Consider the following 26,817-nt stretch of genomic DNA (forward strand, 5'->3'; position numbering starts at 1 on the left):
GCATGCCACGATGTGGCAATCGCGATGGCCGCCATCGCGTGCTGTGCGCTCGACGAGGAGCGCCGCATCCCTCGACGAGGAGGAACCCAAGTGCCCGACTGGTACACGCTGACCGTGGTCGGCGCCGTCATCCTGGCGGTGGTCGTCGTCATCGTGCGATTCCGCATCAACCCCGTCATCGCCCTCGCGCTCGGCGCCGCCGCCATCGGCCTGCTCACGGGCCTCGGCCCCGTCGACACCGTCTCGGTCATGACGCAGGGCTTCGGCGACGTGATGATGGAGGCCGGCCTGCTCATCGCGTGGGGCGTGCTCATCGGCTCGATGCTCAACGAGATGGGCGCCATCACGCGCCTCGTCGAGACGCTGCTGCGCGTCTTCGGCAAGCGGGGCGTGCCCTACGCGCTCGGCCTGTCGTTCGCGACGTACCTGCAGACGATCTTCGTCGACGCCATGATCGTCATCGCCGCGCCCCTCGCCCGCCGCATCGCGCCGCGCCTGGGCAAGGCCGGCACGGGCATCATGGCCGCGACGTTCGCGATCAGCCTCGAGGTCGGCATCGTCATGATGGTGCCCGGCTTCGCAGCCGTCGCCCTCGCGGGCCTGCTGGGCGTGCCGCTCGGCATCATGCTGCTCGGCGGCCTCGCGGTCGTCGTGCCCACGGTCATCCTCGCGATCCTCGTGACGAGCGTGCTCTTCCGCCTCGGCTTCTGGAAGCCCGAGAGCGACGAGCAGCAGCTCATCAGCGACGGCGAGGATGCGGTCGCGGTCGGTGCGAAGGGCGGCGAGCGCTCCCAGGCGTTCGGCGGCGACGACGACGAGCGCGCCGCCGCGGTCGCGACGGCCGAGGCATCGACGACGAGCACCGAGCGCGGGCCGCGCGACCCCGCATCCGTGCCGCTGCTCGTGCTGTTCGGCCCCATGCTCGCGGCGCTCGCGCTCATCGCCGTGCAGGCGGTGCTCACGGTGATCGAGATCGAGCTGCCCGCGATGCAGTTCCTCGGCAATCCCGTCATCGCCCTGCTGCTCGCCGTCATCGCCACGGGCCTCGTGGGCCGCGCGACGGTCGGCACGCCGCGCGTCGAGCGCGCGCTCGTGCGCGGCTTCCAGGACGGCGGCCAGATCTTCGTGCTCACGGGCGTCGGCGGCGCCCTCGCCGCCGTCATCGCCGAGGGCGACCTCGGCGCGATTCTGCAGGGCTACTTCTCGGCCACGACCGTCGCGCCGCTGCTCGTCGTGTGGGTCATGGCGGCCGTGCTGCACATCGCCGTCGGCTCCGTCACGCTCTCGGCCATCACGGCAGCGGGCATCCTCGGCCCCGTCGCGGCGACCCTCGGGCTCAACCCGCTGCTCATCGCCCTCGCGGCCGGCGCGGGTGCCCTGTTCTGCATCCACGTGACGTCGAACACGTTCTGGCTGCTGCAGTCGTTCCTCGGCCAGTCGGTGCGCGGCGCGCTGAAGTCGGTCACGGTCGGCGTCTCGATCGCCTCGGTCATCGCCCTCGGCATGACCCTGATCCTGTCGATCTTCGTCTCGTGATGGACGCGGGGAGGGATGCAGCGACGGGCCCGCTCGCGGGCGTGCGGGTCGTCGAGCTCGGCAACTACATCGCGGCGCCCACGACAGGTCGCCTGCTGGCGGACTTCGGCGCCGACGTCGTGAAGGTCGAGCGGCCGCGCACGGGCGACGAGCTGCGGCGCTGGCGGCTGCGGTCGGGCACGACGTCGATGCTGCACCGCACGATCAACCGGTCGAAGCGCTCGATCGTCGCGGACCTCCGCAGCGACGAGGGCCGCGAGCTCGTGCTCGACCTCGTGCGCCGCTCCGACGTGCTGCTCGAGAACTTCCGCCCCGGCACGCTCGAGCGCTGGGGACTCGACGCCGCGGCGCTCGAGGCGGCGAACCCCGACCTCGTCGTCGTGCGCATCTCGGCGTTCGGGCAGACGGGGCCGCTCTCCCCCAGGCCGGGCTTCGCTGCCGTGGCCGAGGCGGCCGGCGGCTTCCGCGAGCTCGTTGGCGAGCCCGGCCGCGCCCCGAGTCGCACGGGCGTCTCGATCGGCGACACGATCGCGGGCCTCTACGGCGCGTTCGGCGCCGTCATGGCGCTGCTCGAGCGCGAGACGACCCGCGCCGCCCGAGGCGAGTCGCACCTCGCGATCGATCGCCGCACGATCGACGTCGCGCTCAACGAGGCGATGCTGTCCGTGACCGAGTCGCTCGTGCCCGAGTGGTCGGCGTACGGCGTGCGGCGCGAGCGCACCGGCGGCCGCATGGAGGGCATCGCGCCGTCGAACGCGTACCTGTGCGCCGATGGTCGCAGCATCGTCGTCGCTGGCAACGGCGACGGCATCTACCAGCGCTACATGCGCGCGATCGAGCGCCCCGACCTCGCCGACGACCCCGCGCTGCAGACGAACGACGGCCGCTGGGCGGCGCGGGATGCGCTCGACGAGGCGATCGGCGCCTGGGCGGGCGCGCGGTCGAGCCGCGAGGCGCTCGCGGCGCTCGACGCCGCCGACGTGCCGTCGGGCCCCATCGCGACGGCCGAGGACCTGTGCGCCGACGAGCAGCTCGCGGCGCGCGGCATGATCCAGCACCTCGACGTCGACGACGGCGAGCGCGACCTGCCGGCGACGGCCTTCCCGGGCGTCGTGCCCGTGCTGGGCGAGCGATCGCTGCCCATCCGCCATGCGGGTCCCGACCTGGGCGCGCACACGGGCGAGGTGCTGCGCGAGCTGGGATGGAGCGACGACCGCGTCGCCGACTACGAGGAGCGGATGCGATGACGGTGCAGATCCGAGACGTGACGCTGCGGGATGGCCTGCAGCTCGTGGGGCGACCCCTGCCGACGGAGCGCAAGGTGCGCCTGGTGCGCGAGCTCCTCGCGCTCGGCGTCGAGCACGTCGAGGTCGGCTCGATGGCGAGGCCCGACCTCGTGCCGACGCTCGCCGACACGCTCGACGTCGTCGCCGAGCTGTCGGACGAGGAGCGCGACCGCGCGTGGGTGTGGGTCGCGACGCCGCGGCACGTCGAGCGCGCCGCCGCGGCGGGCGTGCGCCGGTTCCAGTACTGCCTGTCGGCGTCGGATGCGCACAACCGCGCGAACGTGGGGCGCGACGCGGAGGCGTCGGTCGCAGCGTTCCCCGACGCGCTCGCCGCGGCGCAGGCGGTCGGCGGCACCGTGCAGCTGTGCGTCGCGACGGCGTTCACGTGCCCGTTCGACGGCGAGGTGCCCATCGAGCGCGTGCTGTCGATCGTCGACGACCCGCGCACGGACGGCGCGGTCGACGTCGTGATCGCCGACACGCTCGGGCAGGCGCATCCCGGCGAGGTGCGCCGCCGGATCGCCGAGACCGCCAGGCTGCGGCCAGGGCTGGGCCTCGTCTTCCACGGTCACGACACGTGGGGCAACGGCGTCGCCAACGCCCTCGCAGCCGTCGAGGGCGGTGCGACCGTCGTCGACGGCGCGCTCGGCGGCCTCGGCGGCTGCCCCTTCGCGCCCGGCGCCTCCGGCAACACCGCCACCGAGGACCTCGTCTTCGGCCTGCGGCCCTCGTGGGCGACGCCCGAGGCGTTCGGCGAGCTCGTGCGCCTCGGCGAGGAGGTCACGACGACCCTCGCCGAGCCCGACCGCGCCCGCTCGCAGGCGGGCGCGCGCAGCGGCGCGCACGCGTTCGGCTGGGTCGTCGACGACTGACCCCGGCGGATGCGCTCGCGGGCGCATCCCAGCGGAGGCTGCGACGATCGCGGTCGTGCCCCGACTCCGCCTCGCCGCCGCCACCGCCGCCGTCTGCCTCGCGCTCGTGGGATGCAGCGGCAGCGCCGACCCGGTCGCGAGCGATGAGCCGTCGACGCCGGCCACGTCTGCGGCGCCCGAGCCCACGGCGTCGGAGGCGCCGGCCGAGTCCGTCGCCGAGTGCACCGACGTGCTGCTCGACCCCGCGTCCACGGTCGCGGGCGACGCGCTCGGCGGGTGCGTCGCCGCCGCCATGGTCGCGGTCGGCACGGGCACGCAGCGCGTCGACTCGTCGGACGGGCAGTCGACCGTCGTCGACTTCCAGTGGGATCCCGACTTCTCGATGCACGCGGCGAGCGACGACATCGGCATCGTGATCGACGGCGACCGCGGCTGGGCGCTCGTCGACGGCGCCTGGGTCGAGGGCGATGCCGGCTCGAGCGACGGAGCCACGGCGATGGCCGGCATCCTCGTCGAGGCGACGCGCGCCGCATCCGATCCCGCCACGATCGCGGGGCTGCTGTCGACGTCGCCGACGTGGACCGTGCAGGATCAGCAGGCCGTGCCCGTCGGCGACTCGGTCGCGGAGTCCGCATGGCTGCTGACGCCCGATGCGCCCATGTCGATGCTCGGGGTGACGCTGACCGACGTGCAGCTGTGGCTCACCGACGCGCACCTCGGCGCCTACTTCGTCGGCACGGGCAGCGTCTCGGGCGTCACGGTGACGACGAGCAACACGTTCCTGCAGTGGGGCGGGCCAGTCGACATCCCGCAGCTGGGGTAGCCGGCAGTCACTGCTGCGGACGCCATCCACCCGTTCCCTGAGGTGCGAGCCCGAAGGGCGAGCCTCGACGGGTCACGACCAGGAGTTCCTGGCCGCGGCTCCTTTCGAGGCTCACTTCGTTCGCACCTCAAGGAGCGGTCTTGGGAACGGTGCCCGAGAGGAGGTCAGGCGTCGGCCGACGCCGCCTCGGGCTTCGGCGCCGTCACCTTCAAGCCGATGACGCTGCCGACGATGCCGGCGACGAAGAGCACGGTCCACCACGAGAACGCCTCCGCGCCCGTCACGATCGCCCACGTGACCGTGAGGGCGGCACCGATGCCGACCCACACGGCGTAGGCCGTCGCGATCGGGATGGTGCGGGCGGCGCGTTCGAGGCCGATCATCGACAGGATGCAGCCGACGACGAACACGATCGACTCGACGGGGCGCGTGAAGCCCTCCGATGCACCGAGCGCCGTCGCCCAGACGGCCTCGAGCACGGCGGAGGCGAGCAGCACGATCCAGGCCATGGCTACGCCACCACCTTGAGGCCGACGACGCAGCCGACGAGCACGGCGAGGAGCACGACGCGCGACACGGTCGCCCGCTCGGCCTTCGTGACCATGGCCCAGACCGCCGTGGTGACGGCACCGATGCCGACCCACACCGCGTAGGCGGTGCCGGTCGAGATGGTGAGCATCGCGATCGCGAGCCCGACCATGCTGCCGACGATCGCGACGCCGAAGACGACGGTCGGCTTCCAGCGCGTGAAGCCCTTCGTGCGCGAGAGCGCCGTGGCCCAGACGGCCTCCAGCAGCCCCGAGACGACGAGGATGACCCAGTCCATGACAGACCTCCGATGTGGTCAGTCTTGTCGCTGTGCGGGTACTGCGCCCTCGTCCGCACGCCTGCCCCGGCGTGCTTCCAGGGTAGCAAGGATGGCCACCCGTGGCACGGGTGCAGCCCGCAGGCTCAGAGGTCGAGCGCGCCGACGACCTCGCCGAAGAGGATCTCGCCCGTCTGCACGAACCCGAGGCGCAGGTAGAAGCCCTCGGGGCCGTCGTCTCCGGGCTCCCACAGCACCGTGATCCGCTCGATGCCGCGCCGACGCGCCTCCTCGGCGACCTGCTCGACCGCGAACCGACCGACGCCGCGCCCCTGCGCCGACTCGGCGACGTCGAGCCGCCACACGCCGGCTCGGAACGCCTCGAGCTCGTTCTCGGGATCCCAGCTCGCCATGACGAAGCCCACGACCTCGTCGCCGTCGAGCACGACGCGCGGCCACGCCGACGGCGTGACGTATGCCTCAGCGATCGAGAAGACGACCGGCGCGACGTTCGCCGGCTCGCCCACCGCGGGTGGCAGGCGCACGGCGGCACCGAGGGTGTCGGGGGTGAGCTCGGCTAGTCGCAGGGTCATGCGGCAGAGGCTAGGCGCACGCTCCGACGTCGGTCAGGACTCGTCGGCGAGCGCCGCGAGCCTGGCCTCCTCGTCGGCCGAGATGCACGAGTCGATCACGGCCTGCAGCGCGCCATCCATCACGGTGTCGAGGTTGTACGCCTTGAAGCCCGTGCGGTGGTCGGCGATGCGGTTCTCGGGGAAGTTGTACGTGCGGATGCGCTCCGAGCGGTCCATGCCGCGGATCTGCGAGCGACGCGCGTCGGAGGCGGCTGCGTCGAGCTCCTCCTGCTGCTTCGCGAGCAGGCGGGCGCGCAGCACGCGCATGCCGGCCTCGCGGTTCTGCAGCTGCGACTTCTCGTTCTGCATCGACACGACGATGCCGGAGGGCAGGTGCGTGATGCGCACGGCGGAGTCGGTCGTGTTCACCGACTGGCCGCCGGGACCCGACGAGCGGAAGACGTCGATCTTCAGGTCGTTCGGGTCGATCTGCACCTCCTCGGGCTCGTCGACCTCGGGGAAGACGAGCACGCCGGTGGTGGAGGTGTGGATGCGGCCCTGCGACTCGGTCGCGGGCACGCGCTGCACGCGGTGCACGCCGCCCTCGTACTTCAGCGACGCCCACACGCCCTGCGCGGGGTCGGACGCGGAGCCCTTGATGGCGACCTGGACGTCCTTGTAGCCGCCCATGTCGCTCGTCGTGTGCTCGAGCATCTCGGTCTTCCAGCCGCGGCTGGTGGCGTAGTGCTCGTACATGCGCAGGAGGTCGGCTGCGAAGAGCGCCGACTCCTCGCCGCCCTCGCCGCCCTTGATCTCCATGATCACGTCGCGGCCGTCGTCGGGGTCGCGTGGGATGAGCAGGCGCCGCAGGCGCTCCTCGGCCTCGTACGCACCCTGCTCGAGCGTGGGCACCTCGTCGGCGAACGCCTCGTCCTCGCGGGCGAGCTCGCGGGCGGCGGCGAGGTCCTCCCCCGCCGCCGTCCACCGCTCGTGCGCCGCCTTGATCTGGCTGAGCTCCGCGTAGCGGCGGTTGACGCGCTTGGCGCGCCCCGCATCCGCGTGCAGCGCAGGATCCGCGAGCTGGTGCTCGAGGTCCGCGTGCTCGCTCAGCAGCGCCGAGACGGATTCGAACACGTGAGTCAGGCCTGCTCGCCCGGCGTCGACTTCGAGACCTTCATGAGGAACTCGACGTTCGACTGGGTGTCCTTGAGGTTCTTGAGCACGAGCTCCGTCGCCTGCTGCGGGTCGAGACCCGCGAGCGCACGGCGCAGCTTCCACATGACCTTGGTCTCCTCGGTGCCGAGCAGCATCTCCTCGCGGCGCGTGCCCGATGCGTTGACGTCGACGGCCGGGAAGATGCGCTTGTCGGCGAGCTGGCGCGAGAGGCGCAGCTCCATGTTGCCGGTGCCCTTGAACTCCTCGAAGATGACCTCGTCCATCTTCGAGCCCGTCTCGACGAGCGCCGTGGCGAGGATCGTGAGCGAGCCGCCGTGCTCGATGTTGCGCGCGGCGCCGAAGAAGCGCTTCGGCGGGTACAACGCGCTCGAGTCGACGCCACCAGAGAGGATGCGACCCGACGCGGGCGTCGAGAGGTTGTAGGCGCGGCCGAGGCGCGTGATGCCGTCGAGCAGCACCACGACGTCCTTGCCGAGCTCGACGAGGCGCTTCGCGCGCTCGATCGCGAGCTCCGCGAGGGTCGTGTGGTCCTCGGCGGGACGGTCGAACGTCGACGCGATGACCTCGCCCTTGACGGTGCGCTGGAAGTCGGTGACCTCCTCGGGGCGCTCGTCGACGAGGACGATCATGAGGTGGACCTCGGGGTTGTTCTCGGCGATCGCGTTCGCGATGGCCTGCATCACGAGCGTCTTGCCGGCCTTGGGCGGCGAGACGATGAGGCCGCGCTGGCCCTTGCCGATCGGGGCGACGAGGTCGATGACGCGCGTCGAGAGCTTGCCGGGCACGGTCTCGAGACGCAGGCGGTCCTGCGCGTAGAGCGGCGTGAGCGACGAGAACTCGGGACGGTTCGCGGCCTCCTCGGCGGGCAGGCCGTTGATCGAGTCGACGCGCACGAGCGCGTTGAACTTCTGGCGGCCCTGCACGCCCTGCGCCTCGCCCTCGCGGGGCTGCTTGATGGCGCCGGTGACGGCGTCGCCCTTGCGGAGGTTGTGCTTGCGCACCTGGCCGAGCGACACGTAGACGTCGCTGTTGCCCGGGAGGTAGCCCGTGGTGCGCACGAAGGCGTAGTTCTCGAGCACGTCGAGGATGCCGGCGACGGGCAGCAGCACGTCGTCGTCGAGGATCTCGGGCTCGAGGTCGTCGCCGCGGCCCTGGCCGCGACGGCGGTCGCGCGTGCGGCCGCGGCGCGACTCGAGGTCGACGTCGTTGCCACCGCGCTGGTTGCGGCCGTTGCCGCCCTGGCCGTTCTGGTTGCCGTTCTGGTTGCCGTTCTGGCCGTTGCCGTCCTGGCGGCGACCGCGACGGTTGCCCTCGGCGGGCTGCTCGTCGTCGGCGTCGTTCGCCTGCTGCTGCTGCTGGCGGCCGCCCTGCTGCTGCGGCTGGTCGCCCTTGTCCTGCTGGTCGGCGTTCGCCGCGCCCTTGCCGCGGCCACGGCGGCGACGGCTCGTGCGGGGCTCGCCCTGCTCGGCGTCGTCGGCGGGCTGCTCGGCCTTGGGCTCGTCGGCCTTGGCGCCGTCGGCCTTCGGCTCGTCCTTGGCCTCGCCAGCGGCGTCGCCGGCCTCGGGGGCGGCGTCGGCAGCGGGTGCCTCGGCCGGCGTCTCGGCGGCAGCGTCGGCGACGGGCGCCTCGGCAGCCGGCTCCTCGGCAGCGGGTGCCTCGGCCTCGGCGGCCGGGGCCTCCTCGACCTTCTTCTTGCGCGGCGCGCGCTTGCGCTTCGGCGCCTCGACGGGAGCGTCCTCGCTCGCGGCGGGCGCCTCGGCGGCAGCCTCGGCGGGCGCGGCCTCGGCCGGCGCCTCGTCGACCGGCAGGTCGAGCGTGGCGGCCTCGGGCGCCGCGGCGGCGCTCTGCGCACGGCGCGAGCGACGCGCCTTCGGCGGCGCGGCAGGGGCCTCGGTGGCGGGTGCGGCGTCGGGCTGCTGCGTGGGCTCTGCGGCCTCTGCGGCGGCAGCGTCGACGTCGGTGGTCTCGTTGGTCATCGTTCTCCCTTTCCGGGGAAGGCCGTGGCGGACACGGCCTCAGATGCACGGACCCATCGCGCGGCGTGGAAGGACATCGCCGATCGATGGGGCGGTGCTGCGACTGGAGTCTCGTGATCCCCCGCAGGCGGACACGGATCGTGGCCGGGACTAGCGGGGATTGCCCTCGACTGTACCACCCTTGATGTCGACGGCGAGCAGATGGGATTCCCAGGAATCCTCCTGCGCCGCGACGATCTCGGCTGCGGCGAGGCGCTGCTCGGGGTCGCTCGACAGCACGAGCACCGAGGGTCCGGCGCCCGAGACGACGGCCGCGTGGCCCGCGGCGCGCAGCGCCTCGACCAGTCGGCTCGTCGACGGCATCGCCGATGCGCGGTAGCGCTGGTGCAGGCGATCCTCGGTCGCTGCGAACAGCAGGCCGGGCGTCTGCGTGAGCGCCGCGATGAGCAGCGCGGCGCGCGAGAGGTTGAACACGGCGTCGGCGTGCGGCACGTCGGCCGGCTGCAGGCTGCGCGCGAGCGACGTCGACATGCGCTCCTGCGGCACGGCCACGAGCAGCGAGACGCCGCGGTGCACCGCGAGCTCCGTGTGGTGGGGGCCGTCGTCGTCGACCCACGCGATCGTGAGGCCGCCGAAGATGGCGGGCGCGACGTTGTCGGGGTGACCCTCGAGCTCGGTCGCGAGGCGCAGCACGGTCGCGTCGTCGACGTCGACGTCGTCGCCGACGAGGCCGACGGCCGCGAGCACGCCCGACACGATCGCGGCGCCCGACGAGCCCATGCCGCGCGAGTGCGGGATGGCGTTGCGGGCGTGGATGCGCAGGCCCGGCGCGGGCACGCCGAGGCGATCGAACGCGTGGAGGGCCGCGCGCGCGACGAGGTGGGTCTCGTCGGTCGGCACCTCGCCGGCGCCGACGCCCTCGACCGTGATCTCGACGCCCGACTCGATGGCCTCGACGTCGAGCTCGTCGTGCACGTTGAGCGCGAGGCCCAGCGTGTCGAACCCGGGGCCGAGGTTGGCGCTCGTCGCGGGCACGCGCACGCGCACGCGACGACCGACGAGCGTCACGCGAGACCCAGGAGGCTCGCGACCTCGCTCGTCTCGGCCTTCACGACCTGCGGCGACGCATCCGTGCCGTCATCCGACTTCAGACCCCACTGCGCGTCCTTGAGGCCGTGGCCCGTGACGGTGAGCACGACGGTGGAGCCCTTGGGCACGTCGCCGGCCGCGTGGCGCTCGAGCAGGCCCGCGAGGCTGATGGCCGAGGCGGGCTCGACGAAGATGCCCTCGTCGCGCGCCAGCAGGCGCTGCGCCGCGAGGATGCGCTCGTCGTCGATCGCCCAGAAGCCGCCCTGCGACTCGTCGCGCACCGCGAGGGCCTGCTCCCACGATGCGGGGTTGCCGATGCGGATGGCCGTGGCCACGGTGTCGGGCTCGCGCACGACCTCGCCGCGCACGATCGGCGCGGAGCCGAGCGCCTGGAAGCCGAGCATGCGGGGCGTGCGCGTGGCGTCGCCGCGCTGCGCCGCCTGCGTGTAGCCGCGCCAGTAGGCCGTGATGTTGCCGGCGTTGCCGACGGGGATGAAGTGCAGGTCGGGCGCGTCGCCCAGCACGTCGACGATCTCGAACGAGGCGGTCTTCTGCCCCTCGATGCGGTCGTCGTTCACGGAGTTGACGAGGTGCACGGGGTAGTGCTGCGACAGCTCCTTCGTGATCTCGAGGCAGTCGTCGAAGTTGCCCTGCACCTGCAGGATGCGCGCGCCGTGCACGACCGACTGGGCGAGCTTGCCCATGGCGATCTTGCCGTCGGGCACGAGCACGGCGGCGGTGATGCCCGCGTGCGCCGCGTAGGCGGCCGCCGAGGCCGACGTGTTGCCCGTCGACGCGCAGGCGATGGCCTTCGCGCCCTGCTCGACGGCCTTCGTGACCGCCATGGTCATGCCGCGGTCCTTGAAGGATCCCGTTGGGTTCATGCCCTCGAACTTCACGAAGACGCGAGCGTCGACGCGTGCCGAGAGGTGCGTCGCCTCGATGAGCGGCGTGCCGCCCTCGCCGAGCGTCACGATGGGCGTCGAGTCGGTGACGTCGAGCCGGTCTGCGTACTCGCGGATGACTCCGCGCCACTGGTGTGCCATGCGTCCCTCTCCCCCGCTCAGGCCTGCGCCTCGATGCGGATGACGTGATCGATGCTCGCGACGTCCTCATGCGTGCGCAGAGCGTCGACGACCTGCTGCAGCCTGCCCTCGGGGGCGGCGTGCGTGCCGAGCACCAGGCTAGCCGTCGGTCCATCCGCCACGTGCTGCTCGATGGCCTCGATCGACACGTCGTGCTGGCCGAGGATCGTCGCGATGGCCGCGAGCACGCCCGGGCGGTCGGCGACGGCGAGGCGCAGCTGGTAGCGGGTGGGCACGTCGGCGATCGGTGCGATCGGCAGGTTGGCGTGGCTCGACACGGCAAGGCCCGGGCCGCCGATGACGTGGCGGCGGGCGATCGAGACGAGGTCGCCGAGCACGGCCGACGCCGTCTCGGGGCCGCCGGCGCCCGCGCCGTAGAACATGAGGTCGCCGGCTGCCTCGGCCGTGACGAAGATGGCGTTCTTCGCCTCGTGCACGGCGGCGAGGGGGTGGTCGCCGGGGATGAGCGCCGGGTAGACGCGAGCGGAGACGCGCTCGCCGTCGGGGCCGTCGAGGCGCTCGCAGATCGCGAGCAGCTTCACGACGCGGCCGTCGCGCTCGGCCTGCTGCACGACCTCGGCCGAGATGTCGAGGATGCCCTCGCGGTGCACCTGCTCGACGGGCACGGTCGTGTGGAACGCGAGCGACGCGAGGATCGTGGCCTTCGACGCGGCGTCGTAGCCCTCGACGTCGGCGGTCGGGTCGGCCTCGGCGTAGCCCAGGCGCGTCGCCTCGGCGAGCGCATCCTCCATGGTGGCGCCCTCGCGGTGCATGAGGTCGAGGATGTAGTTCGTCGTGCCGTTGACGATGCCCATGACACGCGTGATGCGGTCGCCCGCGAGGCTCGCCTCGAGCGGACGGATGATGGGGATCGCGCCGCCGACGGCGGCCTCGAACGCGAGCTGGCCGCCGACGCGCTCTGCGGCGTCGAAGAGCTCGGGGCCGTGCGCGGCGACGAGCGCCTTGTTCGCCGTGACGACGTCGGCGCCCGCGTTCAGCGCGTCGAGCACGAGCGTGCGCGCGGGCTCGATGCCGCCGAGCAGCTCGACGACGATGTCGGCGGATGCGGCGAGGCGCGCGAGGTCGGTCGTGAGCAGCTCGCGGGGCAGCTCGACGTCGCGCTGGGCGTCGACGTCGCGCACGCCGATGCCGACGAGCTCGATGCGGGCACCGGCGCGGGCGGCGAGCTCGTCGCCGTGCTCGAGCAGCAGGCGCGCGACCTGCGAGCCGACGCTGCCGGCTCCGAGCAGCGCGACCTTGAGGCTGCGGTAGGCGGTCATGCGGTTCCTCCCAGGCCCGCGTCGCGCGCGAGCAGGTCGTCGATGGTCTCCCGACGCACGAGCACGCGCGATGCGCCGTCGGCAACGGCGACGATCGGCGGGCGGGGCGTCATGTTGTAGTTCGAGGCGAGGCTCGCGCAGTACGCGCCCGTGGCGGGCACCGCGAGCAGGTCGCCGGGCGCGACGTCGCCGGGCAGGCGCACCTCGTCGACGACGATGTCGCCCGACTCGCAGTGCAGGCCCACGACGCGGGCGCGCACGGCATCCGCATCCGACGACCGGCTCACGACGCGTGCCGTGTACTGCGCGCCGTAGAGCACGTGGCGCGGGTTGTCGCTCATGCCGCCGTCGACCGACACGTACACGCGCTCGCCATCGGCGAGCTCCATGCGCTTGATCGTGCCGACGCGGTAGATCGTGACGCCCGCGGGGCCGGCGATCGAGCGGCCGGGCTCGATGGCGACGCGCGGCATCCCGATGCCCTCGCGCTCGCACGCGGCACGCAGCGCCTCGGCGAACGACGCGGCGATCTGCTCGATCGGCTGCGGGTCGTCGGCCTCGGTGTAGGCGATGCCGAAGCCGCCGCCGACGTTGAGCTCGGGCAGCGGCCCGCCGGGCAGCAGCGACGCGTGCAGCGCCACCATGCGGTCGAACGCGGCCGCGAAGCCGGCGCCGTCGAAGATCTGCGAGCCGATGTGCGTGTGCAGGCCGCGCAGCTCGAGCACGTCGTCGGCGCGGATGCGGGCGACGAGCGCGGGAGCGTCGGCGATCGGCACGCCGAACTTCTGGTCCTCGTGGCTCGTGGCGAGGAACTCGTGCGTCGACGCGTGCACGCCCACGTTGATGCGCAGGCGCATCCCCTGCCGCACGCCCGCCTCGGAGGCGACGCGCGTGAGGCGCTCGAGCTCGAGCTCGGAGTCGACGACGATCGTGCCGATGCCCGCGGCGACGGCGACGCGCAGCTCGGCCTCGGACTTGTTGCTGCCGTGGTAGCCCACGTGGGCGAGGTCGACGCCGGCGGCGCGCACGAGCGCGAGCTCGCCCGCCGAGCACACGTCGACGCCGAGCCCCTCGGCCGTGACCCACCTGGCGACGTCGGCCGTGAGCAGCGCCTTGCCTGCGTAGTAGACGATCGGGTCGTCGAGCACGGCCGAGAACGCGGCGCGGATGCGGCGGGCACGGCCGCGCAGCTCGCCCTCGTCGAGCAGCATGAGCGGGGTGCCGTGCTCGGCGACGAGCGCGTCGACGCTCGTGCCGCCGACGTGCACGACGCCGTCGACGCGGTGGGCGCTCGCCGGCCAGATGGCGGGCTGGAGCGCGTCTGCTTCAGGGGAATGGGTCATGTCGGTCCGTGGAGGGTGGGGATCGCCTGCGGTGCGAGCGCGGGCCTGCGGCACGACGCGCTCGGATCAGCAGGCGAGCGGACCCGGCTTGGCCCCTGAAGCCTGACCCGGCCAGCCTAGCGGGCGCGGCATGGCGCATCCGCCCCGCTCGTCACGCGGCGACGCGCGTCAGCCGGAGCAGGTGCCGTGCGGCGACTGCAGCTGCAGCACCGAGCGCTGCTCGATCGCGAAGACCAGCAGCACGGCGCCGTTCGACACGCGCACGTCGGCGATCTCCATCGTCGTCGGCACGGAGTCGGCGACGCAGAACCCCGTCTGGTCGAACAGCGACGACGTGGGCACGCCGAACCGCTGCTCGAACTCCGCCGGCGCGAGGCGCGACGCCCCGACCTCGATCGACTGCGGCACGAGCACGATGCGCGACCCACGCGTCACGGGCTCGACGACGACCGTGACGTCGGTCGGCGACGACCGCGTCGGCAGCTGCGCCTCGAGCTCGACGCGCAGCGCCGGCGGCTGCAGCGTGACGTCGACCACGGGGGCGTCCACGAAGTCGCCGGTCAGCTGCACGACCGACTCGTGGTCGAGCGAGATGTACGAGTACACGCGCGGGATGGGCGTGAGCGGATTCGTCGGCAGGTCGTAGATCTCGGCGTGGAACGTGCCGTCGGCGACGCCGAGGTCGAGGTCGGCGACCGTGATCGCGACGTGGTCGACCGAGCCGAGCAGCAGCTGCAGGATGGCGCTGCCGCCCTCGATCTCGGCCTCGACGTCGTTCGGGTCGTCGAGCTCGAGCGCGACCGCGATCTCCTCGCGGGCGATGCGCTCCATCTCCTTGCGCACGACGAGGTCGGCGATGACGGTCGCGCCGACGAGCGCGCCGATGCCTGCGAGGCCCATGGCCACGCGCACCAGCCGCCGCGGCATCCGCTACATCCGCTCGGGAGCGCTCACGCCGAGGGTGCCCAGGGCGGTGCGCAGCACCTGGCCCGTGGCGTCGTTGAGCCACAGGCGCGAGCGGTTGACGTCCTCGATCGGGTCGTCGCCCTGCGGCACGACGCGGCACGCGTCGTACCAGCGGTGGTAGAGGCCCGCGAGCTCCTCGGCGAAGCGGGCGACGCGGTGCGGCTCGCGCAGCTGCGCCGACTGCGTCAGCACGCGCGGGAAGTCGGCGAGCGCGCCCAGCAGCGCCGCCTCGGTCTCGTGGTCGAGCGTCGACGCGTCGAACGCCGAGCGGTCGACGCCCGCCGCCGATGCGTTGCGCGCGACCGCCGACGTGCGCGCGTGGGCGTACTGCACGTAGAAGACGGGGTTGTCGTTCGACCGCTTCTGCAGCAGCTCGAGGTCGATGTCGAGGGGCGTGTCGACGCTCGAGCGGGCGAGCGAGTAGCGGGCGGCGTCGACGCCGACGACCTCGACGAGGTCCTCCATCGTCACGATCGTGCCTGCGCGCTTCGACATGCGCATGGGCTTGCCGTCGCGCACGAGGTTCACCATCTGGCCAATGAGCAGCTCGAGGTTCACGTGCGGCTCGTCGCCGAACGCGGCGCACATCGCCATCATGCGGCCGACGTAGCCGTGGTGGTCGGCGCCGAGCATGATGAAGCACTGCTCGAAGCCGCGCTCGCGCTTGTTGAGGTAGTAGGCGAGGTCGCCCGAGAAGTACGCGGGCGCGCCGTTCGAGCGCACGACGACGCGATCCTTGTCGTCGCCGAGCTCGGTCGAGCGCAGCCACGTCGCGCCGTCCTGCTCGAAGATGTGGCCGCGCTCGCGCAGACGCTCGATCGCGCGCTCGACGTCGCCGTTCGCCTGCACGTCGTGCTCGTGGAAGAACACGTCGAACACGACGCCGAAGTCGGCGAGCGACTGCTTGATCTCGCCGAACATCAGCTGCACGCCGTGCTCGCGGAAGTGCTCCTGCAGCGCGTCGTCGTCGAGGTCGAGCAGGTCGATCTCGCTCGCCGCCTCGACGCGCGCGGCGATGTCGGCGATGTAGTCGCCGCCGTAGCCGTCCTCGGGCGTCGGCTGCCCGCGCCATGCGGCGACGAGGCTGCGCGCGAAGCGGTCGATCTGCGCGCCGTGGTCGTTGAAGTAGTACTCGCGGGTCACGCGCGCACCCTGCGACTCGAGGATGCGGGCGAGCGAGTCGCCGACGGCGGCCCAGCGCGTGCCGCCGAGGTGCAGCGGCCCCGTGGGGTTCGCCGACACGAACTCGAGGTTCATCTGGATGCCCTGCATCGAGTCGCCGCGACCGTACGCGCCGCCGGCCTCGACGATCGTGCGGGCGAGCTCGCCCGCGGCAGCGGCGTCGAGGCGCAGGTTGAGGAAGCCGGGGCCGGCGACCTCGACGCCTGCGACGCCCGGGATCGCCTGGATGCGCTCCTGCAGCTGCGCGGCGAGGTCGCGCGGCGGCATGCCGACGCGCTTCGCGAGGCGCATGGCCGCGTTCGTCGTCCAGTCGCCGTGCTCGCGGCTGCGCGGCCGCTCGAGCACGATGTCGGTCGCCGCGACCTCCGCGCGGTCGCCGACGACCGCCTGCACGGAGGCGAGGAGGGCTTCGGAGAGGGCGGCGGGATGCATCCCTCGATCCTATGCTGGCCGCATGCCACGCTCTCGCGCCCTCGTCGCCGTGCTCGCCGTCGCCGGGGCGCTCGCGCTCGCCGCCTGCACGCCCGGTGCGCTCGGCGACGACGACGCGCCGAGCACGAGCCCCACGCCGACGCCGGCGCCGCCGCCCTCCGACGCGCCCGCGGATCCCGACCCCTCCGGCTTCGACCCCGCACCGTCGGAGGCTCCCGTCGTCGGCCCCGTCGACGGCGACCTGGACCTCGCGTGCGGCGACCTGCTCACGCCGCAGCAGGTGTACGACTTCAACCCCGAGATGCTCGCGACCGACGCCCCCACGGGCGGCCTGCCCGCCGGCTTCGCCACCATCGTCGAGGTCGGTGGCATCGTCTGCGCCTGGCAGCACGCGACGAGCGGCGACGTGCTGCTCGTCGGCGTCGCGTCCGTCGAGGCCACGGAGGGTCACGACGGCTGGGACTGCACGCCCGTCACGTGCGCCGACGCGGTCGACGGCGACACGTACGTGCTCGTCGGCTCGCTCTACTTCGAGGGCGCCGAGGACCAGGGTCGCGAGCTCGCGAGGCTCGTCGCGGACAACGTCGGCTGACGCCGAGCGACGCCGCGGCCGAGCGGCTCACGCGAGGCGCACGCGCTCCCGCGGGTCGTCGGCGGCATCCTCGGCGAGCGCATCGTCGGCCGCGGCGACGACGAGCCGCTCGAGCGTGACCCAGCCGCGCGAGTTCGTCGCCCACGCCGTCTCCTCGGCGTCGATGCCCGTCGCGATGCGCACCATGCTGCCGCGCGGCGCGAGGTGCGTCGCATCCACGACCCACCACTCCCCGTCGAGGTGCACCTCGGCGACGGCGTGGAAGTCCGGCGGCTGCAGCGCGGGTGCGTAGACGGATGCGTAGCGCGCGGGGATGCCGAGCGCGCGGCACAGCGCGATGACGACGTGCGCGTAGTCGCGGCACATGCCGCCGCGCTTGCGCAGCGTCGCGACGGCGCCGTCATCGAGCGCGGAGCGCATCATGTCGTACTCGAGGTTGCGGGCGACGTACTTGACGATGGCGTCGACGGCGGCCCAGCCCTCCGCCCGACCGAAGCGCTCGGATGCGAGGTCGCGCAGCTGCTCGACCTCCGCGTAGCGCGACGCGGCGAGGTAGCGACTCGGGTCGTCGTCGACCGCCGACGACGCACTGCCCTCGATCGATGCGTCGAACGTGCAGGAGAGCCTGCCGGGACCGGCGGCGAAGCGCAGCTCGCGCGTGCCGTGACGGCCCTCCTGCTCCCTCGAGTCGACAGGCTGGCCGTCGAGGGCGAGCGTCAACGACTCGTCGATCGCGTGGCCCCTCGACGGCAGCAGCAGCAGCACGAAGTCGGCCTCCTGGTCGACGTCCATGGCGAACTGGGCATGCACGGTACGCGTCACGGCGACTCCTCGCATCGGGGGGGGTGGGATGGCTGGACGGCGCATGCGCGCCCGGGTGCTAGCCTCGTGTCATCCCTGCCTTCGTAGCTCAGGGGATAGAGCGTCTGCCTCCGGAGCAGAAGGTCGTAGGTTCGAATCCTATCGAGGGCACCACAGCCGGTGGACCGCGTGTCGCGGACCGGCTCGCTCCCGCCAGGCGGGCTCAGATCGCGGCGGCACCCGCGACCGGCGTCGGCGTCGCCGCCGCGCGGAACGCGGGATGCGCGAGCGACAGCGCGAAGGCGCCGACGAGCACCGCGCCGAACGCGATGAGCGGTGCCATCGTGCCGATGCCGAGCAGCACCGTGCCGACCGGCGGGCCGACGACGACGCCGAGCACCGTCATGGTGCCCATGAGCAGCTGCGTGGTCGACCGGTCGCGCGTGACGGCACCCGCCGCGCGGGCGATGCCCGGCAGCGCCAGCCCGACCCCGACGCCCGAGAGCACGATCGCGGCCAGCACGGCGAGAAGACCGTCGGCGATCGCCAGCCCGCCGACGCCGACGGCCGCGAACGCGAGGCCGACGCGGACGAGCACGGCACCGCGGCGAGCGACCCGCGCGATGCGCGTCTGGGCGACGACCGCGGCGAGGCCGCCGGCCAGCAGCACCCATCCCGTCGCGAATCCCGTCATGGGCGCGTCGAGGTCGAAGCGCTCGTGCAGCACGAAGCCGAGCACGATCTGCACGCACGCGACGCTCGCGAGCAATGCGAGCGCCGCGACCGCGAAGGGCCACGTGCGCGCATCCACCAGCGAGCGCGCCGACTTCGTCGCGGGCTCGCCCGCCGGCGCGGCACGGATGCCGCGAGGTACGCCCAGCGCGACGGCGAGGGCGCCGATGCCGAGCAGCAGCGGGGATGCCGCCACGGGCACCAGCGCGCCGAACGACGACAGGCCGCCGCCGAGACCGACGCCGACGACGATCGAGATGCCCTGCACGGATGCGATGCCCGCCAGGCCTCGCATGCGCCATGCGTCGTCCTGCGTCGCGTCGATGACGAGGCGGGCGGCGGGCACGATCGCGGCGATGCAGGCGCCGAGCGCCAGACCGCGCAGCGCGACAAGCGCGATGACGACGACCCAGGTGGGGATGCCGACGCGCGGCGCGAGCATGACGAGCACTGCGACGACCGTCATGGCGGCGGTCGCGATGAGCATCGCCGAGACGATCGGGCCGCGGGCACCGTGGCGGTGCACCACGCGCATCCACGTCGGCGCGGCGACGAGCATCATCGCGGCGGACGCAGCGACCGCGACGCCGACGTGCCAGGGCTCGAGGCCGAGCTCGAGCACGAGCGGCGCCGTCGCGGGCTGCATCGTCATCTGCGCGAACGATGCGAGCAGCACGGCCGCGAGCGCGGCGGCGAGCGGCGCGCGACCTCCCACGGAGCTCGGAGCGTTCATGGAGCCTGCACTCTCGGACGAATGGTAGAACGACGTTCGAATGCAGGCTACCGCGTCGAAGCGCTTGCGTCACTCCGTCGCGAGCCGAATGCGGCACACTGGGCGCTGACGACGGGGAGGGTGATGATCGACGACGCGCCCTTCCACGTGGGCCTGACGCCCGAGCGCATCGTCGCGGAGGCGGTCGCACTGACGCGCGAGACGCACCTCATGGGGTGGTCGGTGCGCGATCTCGCCCGCCGGCTCGACGTCGCCGCATCCGTGCTGTACCACCACGTCGGCGGCAAGGACGTCATCGTGCGCCGCGTCGTCGAGCATGTGCTCGACCAGACTGCGATCCCGGACCCGACCCTCGCGTGGCAGGACTGGTTCCGTGCCGTGATCCTGCCCTCGCGCGACATCATCGCGGCCCACCCGGGCGTCGCGCAGTGGCTGCTGCTGCACGGACCCTCGCTCACGCTGCTCGAGCCGTCGGTCGAGGCGGGCGTCGCGACGCTGCAGCGTGCGGGCTTCGGCGACCGCGCGGCGCTCGCCTACGCCGCGCTGCTGAACAACACCCTCTCGGCGGTCGCGATGGGCGACGAGCGCAGGCTCATCGCCGGCGACGAGCCCGAGGACCACGCGGCGATGCTGGCCGACCTCCAGACGAGCGACTCCGAAGCGATCGCGCTCATCGGCGCGACGCTCGTCGAGCCGTTCATCGGCGACGCCCAAGCCGTACGCGCCGCAGACGCCGCCTACTTCTCGTTCATCCTCGAGACGACGATCGCGGGCCTCGAGACGCTGCTCGACCCAGAGCCGTGACGCGGCCCGACCGCGCCTGGCTCGCGCGCGACCCCGTCGTCGTCGCTCCCCTGCTGCTCGGCGCGACGCTCGCGCACGACACCGCCGAGGGTCGCGTCGCGATCCGCATCACCGAGGTCGAGGCGTACCGCGGCGCCGACGACCCGGGCGCGCACTCCTTCCGCGGCCGCACGGCGCGCAACGCGACGATGTTCGGCGACGCCGGGCACCTCTACGCGTACTTCACCTACGGGATGCACCACGCGATCAACGTCGTCGCGGGCGAGCGCGAGGGCTTCGGCATCCTCGTGCGCGCCGGCGCGGTCGTGGAGGGCGAGCCGCTCGCTCGGAGGCGGCGCGAGGCGAAGCCGAGGCGCTCGCCGATCGTCGAGCTCGCGCGCGGACCGGGCAACGTGGCGCAGGCGCTCGGCGCGACGCTCGCCGACGACGGTGCCGACCTGCTGGGCGACGGCCCGTGGACGCTCGCGGTCGACGGCCCGCTGCCGACGCATCCGCTGCCCCACCGCACGGGCCCGCGCGTCGGCGTCTCGGGCGACGGCGGCGACGGCACGCGGTTCCCGTGGCGGTGCTGGCTGCCCGACGAGCCGAGCGTCTCGGCCTACCGGGCGGCGACGCCCAGGCGGCGTCAGGCCACGTAGACCTTCGTGAGGGACTCGTGCACCGTCCACTCGGTGCGCTCCCCCGCGTCCAGCGTCACGAGGTCGCCGGCTGCGACGTCGATGGCCTCGCCATCGGCGAAGCGGATGCGGGCGCTGCCCGAGAGCACCACGAACGCCTCGTCGACCTCCACGTCGGTCGCGACCCCCGCCGTCATGCGCCACACGCCGACCTCGACCTCGCCGATCGTCGCGAGCGCGACGGATCCCGCCGACGGCGCACCCTCGACGACATCCGTCGCAGGCAGCGGCTCGAGCGGCACGGCGACGTCGGCGAGCCGCACGACGCGGCTCACGAGTCGAATCCCAGGCCGAGCGCGTCGAGCGTCTGCAGCAAGGCGTTGCGGCGGCCGCCGTTGTGGTCGGCACGGTCGAGCGACCAGCGCGTCGCCTGGATGCCGGCCGACGCGAACGGCTCGGGCGGGAACGGGATCGACGGCTGCCGCACCATCTGCAGCTGCGTGCGCTCGGACTCCACGCCCGTGAGCCGGTCGAGGCACACGTCGGCCGCGAAGCGCGTCGCCGCGACGCCGAGGCCCGTGAACCCGTTGGCGTAGGCCACCTTGCCGCCGCGCGCGAGCCCGTACTGGGCGCAGAAGCGCGTCGACGTGTCGATGACGCCCGCCCAGCGGTACGCGAAGCGCACGTCCTCGAGCTGCGGGAACGTCGTGAGGAAGTGGGCAGCGAGCCGGTCGAACGACGCCTGCCGACGCTCGTGGTGCGGGCGGATGCGGCCGCCGTAGAAGTAGACGGCGTCGTAGCCGCCCCACACGATGCGGTCGTCGGCCGTGAGCCGGTAGTAGTGGAACTGGTTCGCCGCATCCGAGATGCCGCGGCGGTTGCCCCAGCCGATCGCCGCCTTCTGCTCGGCGGTGAGCGGCTCGGTCGCGAGCACGTAGTCGTAGACCGGCACCGTCGAGAGGCGGTCGCGCTTCAGCAGGCTCGGGAAGGCGTTGGTCGCGAGCATCGCGCGCGGCGCGCGCACGCTGCCGCCGCCCGTGTGCACCGTGACGCCGTCGTCGTCGGAGTCGATCGAGATGGCCTTGGTGCGCTCGAACAGCTCGACGCCGCGGTCGGCGCACGCGCGAGCGAGCTCATGCACGAGGCGACCGGGATGCACGAGCGCCGTGCCGGTGCGATCGAGGTAGCCGCCGAGGAACGTGGGCGAGTCGAGCTCGGCGCGCGTCTGCTCGGCGCTGAGGAAGACGCCACGGTCCTCGATCGCCTCGGTGCGCAGCCAGTCGACCTGGTGCGGCTCGGTCGCGACCGTCAGCGAGCCCGTGCGCTCCCACTCGACGTCGAGGCCGAGGCGCTCGATGTCCGCGCCCATGCCGTCGAGGTTCCCGATGCCGAGGCGCTCGAGCTCGTCGAGCTCTGCGGGCCAGCGGGCCTCGCCGTTCGCGCGGCCGTGCGTGAGGGAGGCGTCGCAGAAGCCGCCGTTGCGGCCCGACGCCGCCCAGCCGAGGCGATGCGCCTCGACGACGACGACCTTCGTGCCTGGCTCGCGCTCGACCGCCTTCAGCGCCGTCCAGAGCCCCAGGTAGCCACCGCCCACGACGACGAGGTCGGCGCGCACGTGCGACGTGAGCCGCGGATGCCGCTGCGACGGCATGTCGAGCCACACCGAGCCCTCCTGCGCGGGGGCGAGGGCGCGAGCGACGAGCGCGGGATCGACGGATGCGTCGAACGTGGTCTCCATGAGCGGAGCCTAAGACAGCTGCGCTGCCTGCGGGTGAGGGCAGGTCACGCGGGCGGCAGCAGCGTGCCGCTCGGGGCCGGCGACAGCGGGATGCGGGCCAGCAGCAGCGCCACGACGGTGCCGACGACGCCCGCGGCGGCGAGCGGGAGGTCCATGCCGAACGTCATGATCGCGAACGGCGGCGCGATGAACACCACGATCGCGACGATCGTGCGCCACGCGGGCGGCGACTCCCCCAGCGCCTGCACGCGCTCGAACCGCGTGAGCGGGATCGACAGCAGCGACACGAGCACGAGCACGAGCAGGAAGAACGGGATGCGCTCGAGCCACCACTGCGCCGTGCCGGGCGTCGAGAGCGGGAAGGGCAGCACGAGCTGCACGCCGATCATCACCATGATGAGCGGCAGGTGCCACAGGTACACCGTCATGAGACGCGACCCCATGAGCAGCACGAAGCCCTGCGCGGGTCGCAGCCGCATGAGCGCCGTGAGCGGGCGATGCAGCAGCTGCAGCAGGCACGCCTGCGCGATGCCGAGCAGCAGCAGCGGCACCGTGGGCGGGAACTGGTTCGACAGCATGTTCGTGGAGTAGTCGCCCACGCGCACGACGACGAGCAGGATCGCGTACGCGACGACGACGACGAGCGCGAGCTGCCACCAGCGGCGCGCGGCGAACCAGCCGTCGTGCATCCAGAATCCGAGCTGCTGCACCGCGAGCCACACGAACGCGACGTTCGGCAGGCCCGCGAGCGGCTCGTCGACGAGGATGCGCACGAGGTCCGTGAGGCACGCGGCGGCGATGAGCACGGCCAGCGTGGTCTTGGGGCGACGCTCGTGCCACTCGATGAGCACGGGCGCGAGCGCCTGCACGAGCATGTACGACGCGAGGAACCACAGCGGCGAGCCGACGCCCACGGCGACGCCGTCGACGAACGCGGGGTCGACGGGCAGCAGCGCCGCGACGCCCAGCACGATCGTGAAGAAGACGAACAGCGGCAGCGACGGGCGTGCGAGGCGGGCGAGGCGCACGCGTGCGAACTCCTCGGGGTCGCCGCCGCGGCGCCGCGCGCTGCGGAAGCCCGCGGCCGACGCGAAGCCGCCGACGACGAAGAACAGCGGCATGATGAGGCCGAACCACGTCGCCGCGGGGAACCACGTCTGCAGCTCGAGCGTGCGCTCGAGCGAGATGCCCTCGTCGCTCACCGAGACGCCCGCGAAGAGCAGGTGCACGACGATGACGAGCAGCACGCACACGACGCGCGCGAGGTCGAGCGTGAGGTCGCGCTTGGCGAGCTTCGCCTCGGCGGCGGCGCGTGCGTCGGTGGTCACGCGGTCACTGTACGACGCCGCGTGCGCGGAACCTGGGATGTCGACCCTCGCGCGAGGCCCGCATCCTGGACTCGACATACCCCCAAGGGGTATGGTGGGCGGCATGGAGCAGCACAGCCACGGCTACGCCGAGGACAAGCAGGCGATCCTCCGCAGGCTCAAGCGAGCCGAGGGCCAGGTGCGCGGCATCGCGCGCATGGTCGAGGAGGACACGTACTGCATCGACATCCTCACGCAGGTCTCCGCCGCCACCAAGGCGCTCGAGACCGTCGCGCTGCAGCTGCTCGACGACCACCTGGCGCACTGCGTCGCCGAGGCCGCGAGGTCCGGGGGCACGGTCGCCGACGAGAAGATCCGCGAGGCGAGCGAGGCCATCGGCCGGCTCGTCCGCTCGTGACGAGAGGAATCCCCATGCAGCAGGACGTCGAGATCACCACCGCCCCGCAGGCGCCTGAGCAGTCCGGATGCTGCGGCGGAGGATGCTGCGGTGGCGGCGCCGCCGAGACGGCAGCCCCCGCGCAGACCCAGGACTTCGCCGTGACCGGCATGACGTGCGGCCACTGCGTCTCGTCCGTGACCGAGGAGCTCGGCGCCATCGCCGGCGTGCGCGGCGTCGAGGTCGACCTCGTCGCGGGCGGCACCTCCACCGTGCGCGTCGACGCCGACGGCCCCCTCGACGTCGCGGCCGTGCGCGCCGCGGTCGACGAGGCCGGCTACACGCTCGTCGGCTGATGCCCGCCGAGGTCGTCGACCTCGAGATCCAGGGCATGACGTGCGCGTCGTGCGCCGCTCGCATCGAGCGGCGCCTCGGCCGCATGCCCGGCGTCGAGGCGACCGTGAACTACGCGACCGAGGTCGCGCACGTGACGCTGCCCGCGGGCACGAGCGCCGCCGACGCCATCGCGACCGTCGAGGCCACCGGCTACGGCGCCTCCCTGCCCGAGCCCGACCGCGAGCGCTCGGACTCGCCGCTCGTGTGGCGGCTGTTCGTCGCCGCCGTGCTCGGCACGCCCGTCGTCGCCATGGGCATGGTGCCCGCGTTGCAGGTCGAGGGCTGGCAGTGGCTGTCGCTCGTGCTCGCGACGCCGATCGCCGTCTACTCGGCGTGGCCGTTCCACCGCGCCGCCGCCCTGGCGCTGCGCCACGGCGCGACGACGATGGACACGCTCGTCTCCCTCGGCGTCACCGCCGCCTACCTCTGGTCGGTGTGGGCCCTCGTGTGGGGCGGCGCCGGCGAGATGGGCATGCACATGGAGGGGCTGCTCTCGACCGGCGAGCACGCGGGCCTCTACCTCGAGGTCGTCGCGGCCGTCACGGCGTTCCTGCTCGCGGGGCGCCTCATCGAGCATCGCGCGCGCCGCGGCTCCGTCGACGCGCTGCGCTCCGTCGCACGCCTCGGCGCCCGCGAGGCCACGCGCCTCACCGACGCCGGCGAGGAGCGCGTGCCCGTGGATGCGCTCGTGGTGGGTGACCGCATCCGCGTCGTGCCCGGCGAGAAGATCGCGGCCGACGGCGTCGTCGTCGAGGGCGCCTCCACCGTGGATGCGTCGCTCGTGACCGGCGAGTCGATGCCCGTCGAGGTCACGTCAGGGTCCGCCGTGATCGGCGCGACCATCAACGGCTCCGGCGTGCTCGTGGTGCGCGCGACCGCCGTCGGCGGCGACACCGAGCTCGCGCGCATCGCCCGCCTGCTCGAGCAGGCGCAGGAGGGCAAGACGGCGGTGCAGCGCATCGCCGACCGCATCTCGTCGGTGTTCGTGCCCGTCGTCGTCGCGCTCTCGGTGCTCACGCTCGTCGGGTGGATCGTCGCGACCGGCGACGTGCAGCGCGCCTTCACCGCCGCGATCGCCACGCTGATCATCGCCTGCCCGTGCGCGCTGGGCCTCGCGACCCCGACGGCGCTGCTCGCGGGTACGACCACGGGTGCCGAGCTCGGCATCCTCATCCGCGACGCCCGCGTGCTCGAGGCCGCGCGCCGCGTGCGCGTGCTGCTCGCCGACAAGACCGGCACCATCACCGCCGGGCGCATGCGCCTCGAGGCGACGACGGTCGCCGACGGCGAGGACGCCGAGCGCGTGCTGCGCGTCGCCGCGGCGCTCGAGCGCGGCAGCGAGCACCCCATCGCGAAGGCCATCGTCGCCGCTGCGCCCGACGCGCCTGCCGCGGCGTCGGTGCAGGCGGCGGCCGGCTTCGGCATCCACGGCGTCGTCGACGACGTCGCGGCGCAGGCCGGCTCGGCGGCGTGGATCGCGGATGCGTGGGCCGCTCCCCTGCCCGCATCCCTCGCCGCCGCGCTCGACGAGGCCGAGGCGCGCGGCGCCACGACCGTCGTCGTCGCATGGGACGGCGCCGCCCGCGGCGTGCTCGCCGTGCGCGACGAGGTGCGCCCCACGAGCGCCGCCGCCGTCGCACGCCTCGCTCGCATGGGCGTGCGCGTGGGGATGGTGTCGGGCGACAACCCGCGCGCGGCGCACGCCGTTGCCCGCGAGGTCGGCATCGACGACGTCACCGCCGCCGCGACGCCCGCCGACAAGGTCGAGGCCGTGCGCGCCGCCCAGGCCGGCGGGTCGGTCGCGATGGTCGGCGACGGCGTCAACGACGCCGCAGCCCTCGCTGCTGCCGACCTCGGCATCGCCATGGGCACCGGCACGGATGCGGCGCAGCACGCCGCCGACGTCACGCTCGTGCACGGCGACCTCGAAGCCGCCGCCGACGCCATCGCCCTGTCGCGCCGCACGCTCGCGACCATCCGCCTCAACCTCGTGTGGGCGTTCGCCTACAACACGATCGCGATCCCCGTCGCGATGGCGGGCCTGCTGACGCCGATGCTCGCGGGCCTCGCGATGGCGCTGTCGAGCGTGCTCGTGGTGGCGTCGTCGCTCACGTTGCGGCTGTACAGGCCGCGGCGGTAGGCGCCAGCTGCCGATCTGCGCTCGACTCCCCACCAGCTGGTCGAGGAGCGCGCGAGCGCAGCGAGCACGCGTCACGAGACCACGCGACCGCCGCTCCTGCCCAGCCATGCGCGTGGTCGCGTCGAGCGGGCACGTCG

General features: G+C 73.3%; 26 protein-coding genes, 1 tRNA gene and 1 riboswitch. Of the genes, 11 read left to right on the forward strand and 16 right to left on the reverse strand.

Features of this window, described 5'->3' with window-relative positions; genetic code table 11:
* The first annotated feature begins 90 nt into the window (after window positions 1–90).
* From BLQ67_RS02745 to BLQ67_RS02760, 4 genes are read left to right on the forward strand one after another with little or no spacing between them, the layout of a single operon-like run.
* Window positions 91–1,536 carry a GntP family permease gene (locus BLQ67_RS02745; RefSeq protein WP_197674625.1) on the forward strand — a complete coding sequence of 482 codons (1,446 nt, stop codon included), beginning with the start codon at window positions 91–93 and terminating at the stop codon, window positions 1,534–1,536.
* Window positions 1,536–2,783, forward strand: coding sequence for a CaiB/BaiF CoA transferase family protein (locus BLQ67_RS02750; RefSeq protein WP_092502230.1), 1,248 nt, complete (start codon window positions 1,536–1,538; stop codon window positions 2,781–2,783). The genes BLQ67_RS02745 and BLQ67_RS02750 overlap by 1 nt, the downstream gene beginning before the upstream one ends.
* On the forward strand, window positions 2,780–3,694 hold the full coding sequence (locus BLQ67_RS02755) for a beta/alpha barrel domain-containing protein (RefSeq protein WP_092502232.1): 915 nt from the start codon (window positions 2,780–2,782) through the stop codon (window positions 3,692–3,694). Before BLQ67_RS02750 ends, BLQ67_RS02755 begins: the two co-directional genes overlap by 4 nt.
* A gap of 55 nt (window positions 3,695–3,749) precedes the next feature.
* Complete coding sequence (locus BLQ67_RS02760) at window positions 3,750–4,517, forward strand: hypothetical protein (RefSeq protein ID WP_092502234.1); 768 nt, start codon at window positions 3,750–3,752, stop codon at window positions 4,515–4,517.
* Between the two features lie 164 nt (window positions 4,518–4,681).
* On the opposite strand, the gene BLQ67_RS02765 is transcribed toward BLQ67_RS02760, so the two are convergent.
* From BLQ67_RS02765 to argS, 11 genes are all read right to left on the reverse strand, one after another.
* Window positions 4,682–5,026 carry a DMT family transporter gene (locus BLQ67_RS02765; RefSeq protein ID WP_092502236.1) on the reverse strand — a complete coding sequence of 115 codons (345 nt, stop codon included), beginning with the start codon at window positions 5,024–5,026 and terminating at the stop codon, window positions 4,682–4,684.
* A gap of 2 nt (window positions 5,027–5,028) precedes the next feature.
* Window positions 5,029–5,343 carry a DMT family transporter gene (locus BLQ67_RS02770; protein WP_092502238.1) on the reverse strand — a complete coding sequence of 105 codons (315 nt, stop codon included), beginning with the start codon at window positions 5,341–5,343 and terminating at the stop codon, window positions 5,029–5,031.
* Between the two features lie 13 nt (window positions 5,344–5,356).
* A riboswitch (guanidine-III (ykkC-III) riboswitch) is annotated at window positions 5,357–5,421 on the reverse strand.
* A 47-nt stretch (window positions 5,422–5,468) separates the two neighbouring features.
* Entirely contained in the window at window positions 5,469–5,915 is a 447-nt protein-coding gene (locus tag BLQ67_RS02775; RefSeq protein WP_092502240.1) for a GNAT family N-acetyltransferase, read from the reverse strand.
* A gap of 33 nt (window positions 5,916–5,948) precedes the next feature.
* The gene (prfA, locus tag BLQ67_RS02780) at window positions 5,949–7,028 is read right to left on the reverse strand and encodes a peptide chain release factor 1 (protein ID WP_092502242.1); all 1,080 of its coding nucleotides are present in this window, start codon (window positions 7,026–7,028) and stop codon (window positions 5,949–5,951) included.
* A gap of 5 nt (window positions 7,029–7,033) precedes the next feature.
* Window positions 7,034–9,046: a transcription termination factor Rho gene (gene rho / locus BLQ67_RS02785; RefSeq protein ID WP_092502244.1), complete on the reverse strand. Its 2,013-nt coding sequence runs from the start codon at window positions 9,044–9,046 to the stop codon at window positions 7,034–7,036.
* A 150-nt stretch (window positions 9,047–9,196) separates the two neighbouring features.
* Window positions 9,197–10,114: a homoserine kinase gene (gene thrB, locus BLQ67_RS02790; protein ID WP_092502246.1), complete on the reverse strand. Its 918-nt coding sequence runs from the start codon at window positions 10,112–10,114 to the stop codon at window positions 9,197–9,199.
* A complete protein-coding gene (gene thrC / locus BLQ67_RS02795) occupies window positions 10,111–11,181 on the reverse strand; it encodes a threonine synthase (protein WP_092502248.1) in 1,071 nt (356 codons plus the stop codon). Before thrC ends, thrB begins: the two co-directional genes overlap by 4 nt.
* Before the next feature lie 17 nt (window positions 11,182–11,198).
* The gene (locus BLQ67_RS02800) at window positions 11,199–12,500 is read right to left on the reverse strand and encodes a homoserine dehydrogenase (protein ID WP_092502249.1); all 1,302 of its coding nucleotides are present in this window, start codon (window positions 12,498–12,500) and stop codon (window positions 11,199–11,201) included.
* Window positions 12,497–13,843, reverse strand: a complete 1,347-nt coding sequence (lysA, locus tag BLQ67_RS02805) for a diaminopimelate decarboxylase (protein ID WP_092502251.1) — start codon at window positions 13,841–13,843, stop codon at window positions 12,497–12,499. Before lysA ends, BLQ67_RS02800 begins: the two co-directional genes overlap by 4 nt.
* 168 nt (window positions 13,844–14,011) lie before the next feature.
* Window positions 14,012–14,770: an LmeA family phospholipid-binding protein gene (locus tag BLQ67_RS02810; RefSeq protein ID WP_092502253.1), complete on the reverse strand. Its 759-nt coding sequence runs from the start codon at window positions 14,768–14,770 to the stop codon at window positions 14,012–14,014.
* 3 nt (window positions 14,771–14,773) lie between these two features.
* Entirely contained in the window at window positions 14,774–16,423 is a 1,650-nt protein-coding gene (argS, locus tag BLQ67_RS02815; protein ID WP_092502255.1) for an arginine--tRNA ligase, read from the reverse strand.
* A gap of 22 nt (window positions 16,424–16,445) precedes the next feature.
* Here argS and BLQ67_RS02820 point away from each other — a divergent pair, with 22 nt between their 5' ends.
* Window positions 16,446–17,015 (forward strand): hypothetical protein, encoded by a 570-nt coding sequence (locus tag BLQ67_RS02820; protein WP_092502257.1) that lies wholly within the window; start codon window positions 16,446–16,448, stop codon window positions 17,013–17,015.
* A 27-nt stretch (window positions 17,016–17,042) separates the two neighbouring features.
* Here BLQ67_RS02820 and BLQ67_RS02825 read toward each other — a convergent pair whose 3' ends face one another.
* Complete coding sequence (locus BLQ67_RS02825) at window positions 17,043–17,825, reverse strand: transglutaminase-like domain-containing protein (RefSeq protein WP_157674634.1); 783 nt, start codon at window positions 17,823–17,825, stop codon at window positions 17,043–17,045.
* Between the two features lie 89 nt (window positions 17,826–17,914).
* Between BLQ67_RS02825 and BLQ67_RS02830 the strand changes: the two genes are divergently transcribed.
* Window positions 17,915–17,990 (forward strand) — tRNA-Arg (locus tag BLQ67_RS02830).
* 49 nt (window positions 17,991–18,039) lie between these two features.
* Here the strand turns inward: BLQ67_RS02830 and BLQ67_RS02835 are convergent.
* Entirely contained in the window at window positions 18,040–19,281 is a 1,242-nt protein-coding gene (locus BLQ67_RS02835; protein WP_092502261.1) for an MFS transporter, read from the reverse strand.
* Window positions 19,282–19,404: 123 nt separating this feature from the next.
* On the opposite strand from BLQ67_RS02835, the gene BLQ67_RS16775 reads away from it, so the two are divergent.
* Window positions 19,405–20,085, forward strand: a complete 681-nt coding sequence (locus BLQ67_RS16775) for a TetR/AcrR family transcriptional regulator (RefSeq protein WP_231945138.1) — start codon at window positions 19,405–19,407, stop codon at window positions 20,083–20,085.
* The gene (locus BLQ67_RS16780) at window positions 20,082–20,723 is read left to right on the forward strand and encodes a DNA-3-methyladenine glycosylase (protein ID WP_231945139.1); all 642 of its coding nucleotides are present in this window, start codon (window positions 20,082–20,084) and stop codon (window positions 20,721–20,723) included. The genes BLQ67_RS16775 and BLQ67_RS16780 overlap by 4 nt, the downstream gene beginning before the upstream one ends.
* Here the strand turns inward: BLQ67_RS16780 and BLQ67_RS02845 are convergent.
* From BLQ67_RS02845 to BLQ67_RS02855, 3 genes are read right to left on the reverse strand one after another with little or no spacing between them, the layout of a single operon-like run.
* A complete protein-coding gene (locus tag BLQ67_RS02845) occupies window positions 20,711–21,037 on the reverse strand; it encodes a cupin domain-containing protein (protein WP_231945140.1) in 327 nt (108 codons plus the stop codon). The genes BLQ67_RS16780 and BLQ67_RS02845 overlap by 13 nt on opposite strands.
* On the reverse strand, window positions 21,034–22,440 hold the full coding sequence (locus BLQ67_RS02850) for an NAD(P)/FAD-dependent oxidoreductase (RefSeq protein WP_092502263.1): 1,407 nt from the start codon (window positions 22,438–22,440) through the stop codon (window positions 21,034–21,036). Before BLQ67_RS02850 ends, BLQ67_RS02845 begins: the two co-directional genes overlap by 4 nt.
* 44 nt (window positions 22,441–22,484) lie before the next feature.
* Complete coding sequence (locus BLQ67_RS02855) at window positions 22,485–23,768, reverse strand: acyltransferase family protein (protein ID WP_092502265.1); 1,284 nt, start codon at window positions 23,766–23,768, stop codon at window positions 22,485–22,487.
* Between the two features lie 103 nt (window positions 23,769–23,871).
* Between BLQ67_RS02855 and BLQ67_RS02860 the strand changes: the two genes are divergently transcribed.
* The 3 genes from BLQ67_RS02860 to BLQ67_RS02870 are packed head-to-tail and all read left to right on the forward strand — an operon-like array spanning window position 23,872 to window position 26,680.
* Entirely contained in the window at window positions 23,872–24,165 is a 294-nt protein-coding gene (locus BLQ67_RS02860) for a metal-sensitive transcriptional regulator (RefSeq protein ID WP_092502267.1), read from the forward strand.
* 14 nt (window positions 24,166–24,179) lie between these two features.
* On the forward strand, window positions 24,180–24,500 hold the full coding sequence (locus BLQ67_RS02865; protein WP_092502269.1) for a heavy-metal-associated domain-containing protein: 321 nt from the start codon (window positions 24,180–24,182) through the stop codon (window positions 24,498–24,500).
* A complete protein-coding gene (locus BLQ67_RS02870; RefSeq protein ID WP_092502271.1) occupies window positions 24,500–26,680 on the forward strand; it encodes a heavy metal translocating P-type ATPase in 2,181 nt (726 codons plus the stop codon). Before BLQ67_RS02865 ends, BLQ67_RS02870 begins: the two co-directional genes overlap by 1 nt.
* Window positions 26,681–26,817 lie beyond the last annotated feature (137 nt).

It is taken from the genome of Agrococcus jejuensis (assembly GCF_900099705.1).
Classification (GTDB): domain Bacteria; phylum Actinomycetota; class Actinomycetes; order Actinomycetales; family Microbacteriaceae; genus Agrococcus; species Agrococcus jejuensis.

Bases quoted from the DNA above. Each gene is read 5' to 3' on its own strand.
- thrC (WP_092502248.1), bottom strand. From the start codon at position 11,181: ATGGCACACCAGTGGCGCGGAGTCATCCGCGAGTACGCAGACCGGCTC.
- BLQ67_RS16775 (WP_231945138.1), top strand. From the start codon at position 19,405: ATGATCGACGACGCGCCCTTCCACGTGGGCCTGACGCCCGAGCGCATC.
- BLQ67_RS02750 (WP_092502230.1), top strand. From the start codon at position 1,536: ATGGACGCGGGGAGGGATGCAGCGACGGGCCCGCTCGCGGGCGTGCGG.
- argS (WP_092502255.1), bottom strand. From the start codon at position 16,423: ATGCATCCCGCCGCCCTCTCCGAAGCCCTCCTCGCCTCCGTGCAGGCG.
- BLQ67_RS02765 (WP_092502236.1), bottom strand. From the start codon at position 5,026: ATGGCCTGGATCGTGCTGCTCGCCTCCGCCGTGCTCGAGGCCGTCTGG.
- lysA (WP_092502251.1), bottom strand. From the start codon at position 13,843: ATGACCCATTCCCCTGAAGCAGACGCGCTCCAGCCCGCCATCTGGCCG.
- BLQ67_RS02835 (WP_092502261.1), bottom strand. From the start codon at position 19,281: ATGAACGCTCCGAGCTCCGTGGGAGGTCGCGCGCCGCTCGCCGCCGCG.
- BLQ67_RS02820 (WP_092502257.1), top strand. From the start codon at position 16,446: ATGCCACGCTCTCGCGCCCTCGTCGCCGTGCTCGCCGTCGCCGGGGCG.
- BLQ67_RS02810 (WP_092502253.1), bottom strand. From the start codon at position 14,770: ATGCCGCGGCGGCTGGTGCGCGTGGCCATGGGCCTCGCAGGCATCGGC.
- BLQ67_RS02755 (WP_092502232.1), top strand. From the start codon at position 2,780: ATGACGGTGCAGATCCGAGACGTGACGCTGCGGGATGGCCTGCAGCTC.
- BLQ67_RS02770 (WP_092502238.1), bottom strand. From the start codon at position 5,343: ATGGACTGGGTCATCCTCGTCGTCTCGGGGCTGCTGGAGGCCGTCTGG.
- BLQ67_RS02800 (WP_092502249.1), bottom strand. From the start codon at position 12,500: ATGACCGCCTACCGCAGCCTCAAGGTCGCGCTGCTCGGAGCCGGCAGC.
- BLQ67_RS02775 (WP_092502240.1), bottom strand. From the start codon at position 5,915: ATGACCCTGCGACTAGCCGAGCTCACCCCCGACACCCTCGGTGCCGCC.
- BLQ67_RS02850 (WP_092502263.1), bottom strand. From the start codon at position 22,440: ATGGAGACCACGTTCGACGCATCCGTCGATCCCGCGCTCGTCGCTCGC.
- BLQ67_RS02865 (WP_092502269.1), top strand. From the start codon at position 24,180: ATGCAGCAGGACGTCGAGATCACCACCGCCCCGCAGGCGCCTGAGCAG.
- BLQ67_RS02860 (WP_092502267.1), top strand. From the start codon at position 23,872: ATGGAGCAGCACAGCCACGGCTACGCCGAGGACAAGCAGGCGATCCTC.
- rho (WP_092502244.1), bottom strand. From the start codon at position 9,046: ATGACCAACGAGACCACCGACGTCGACGCTGCCGCCGCAGAGGCCGCA.
- BLQ67_RS02870 (WP_092502271.1), top strand. From the start codon at position 24,500: ATGCCCGCCGAGGTCGTCGACCTCGAGATCCAGGGCATGACGTGCGCG.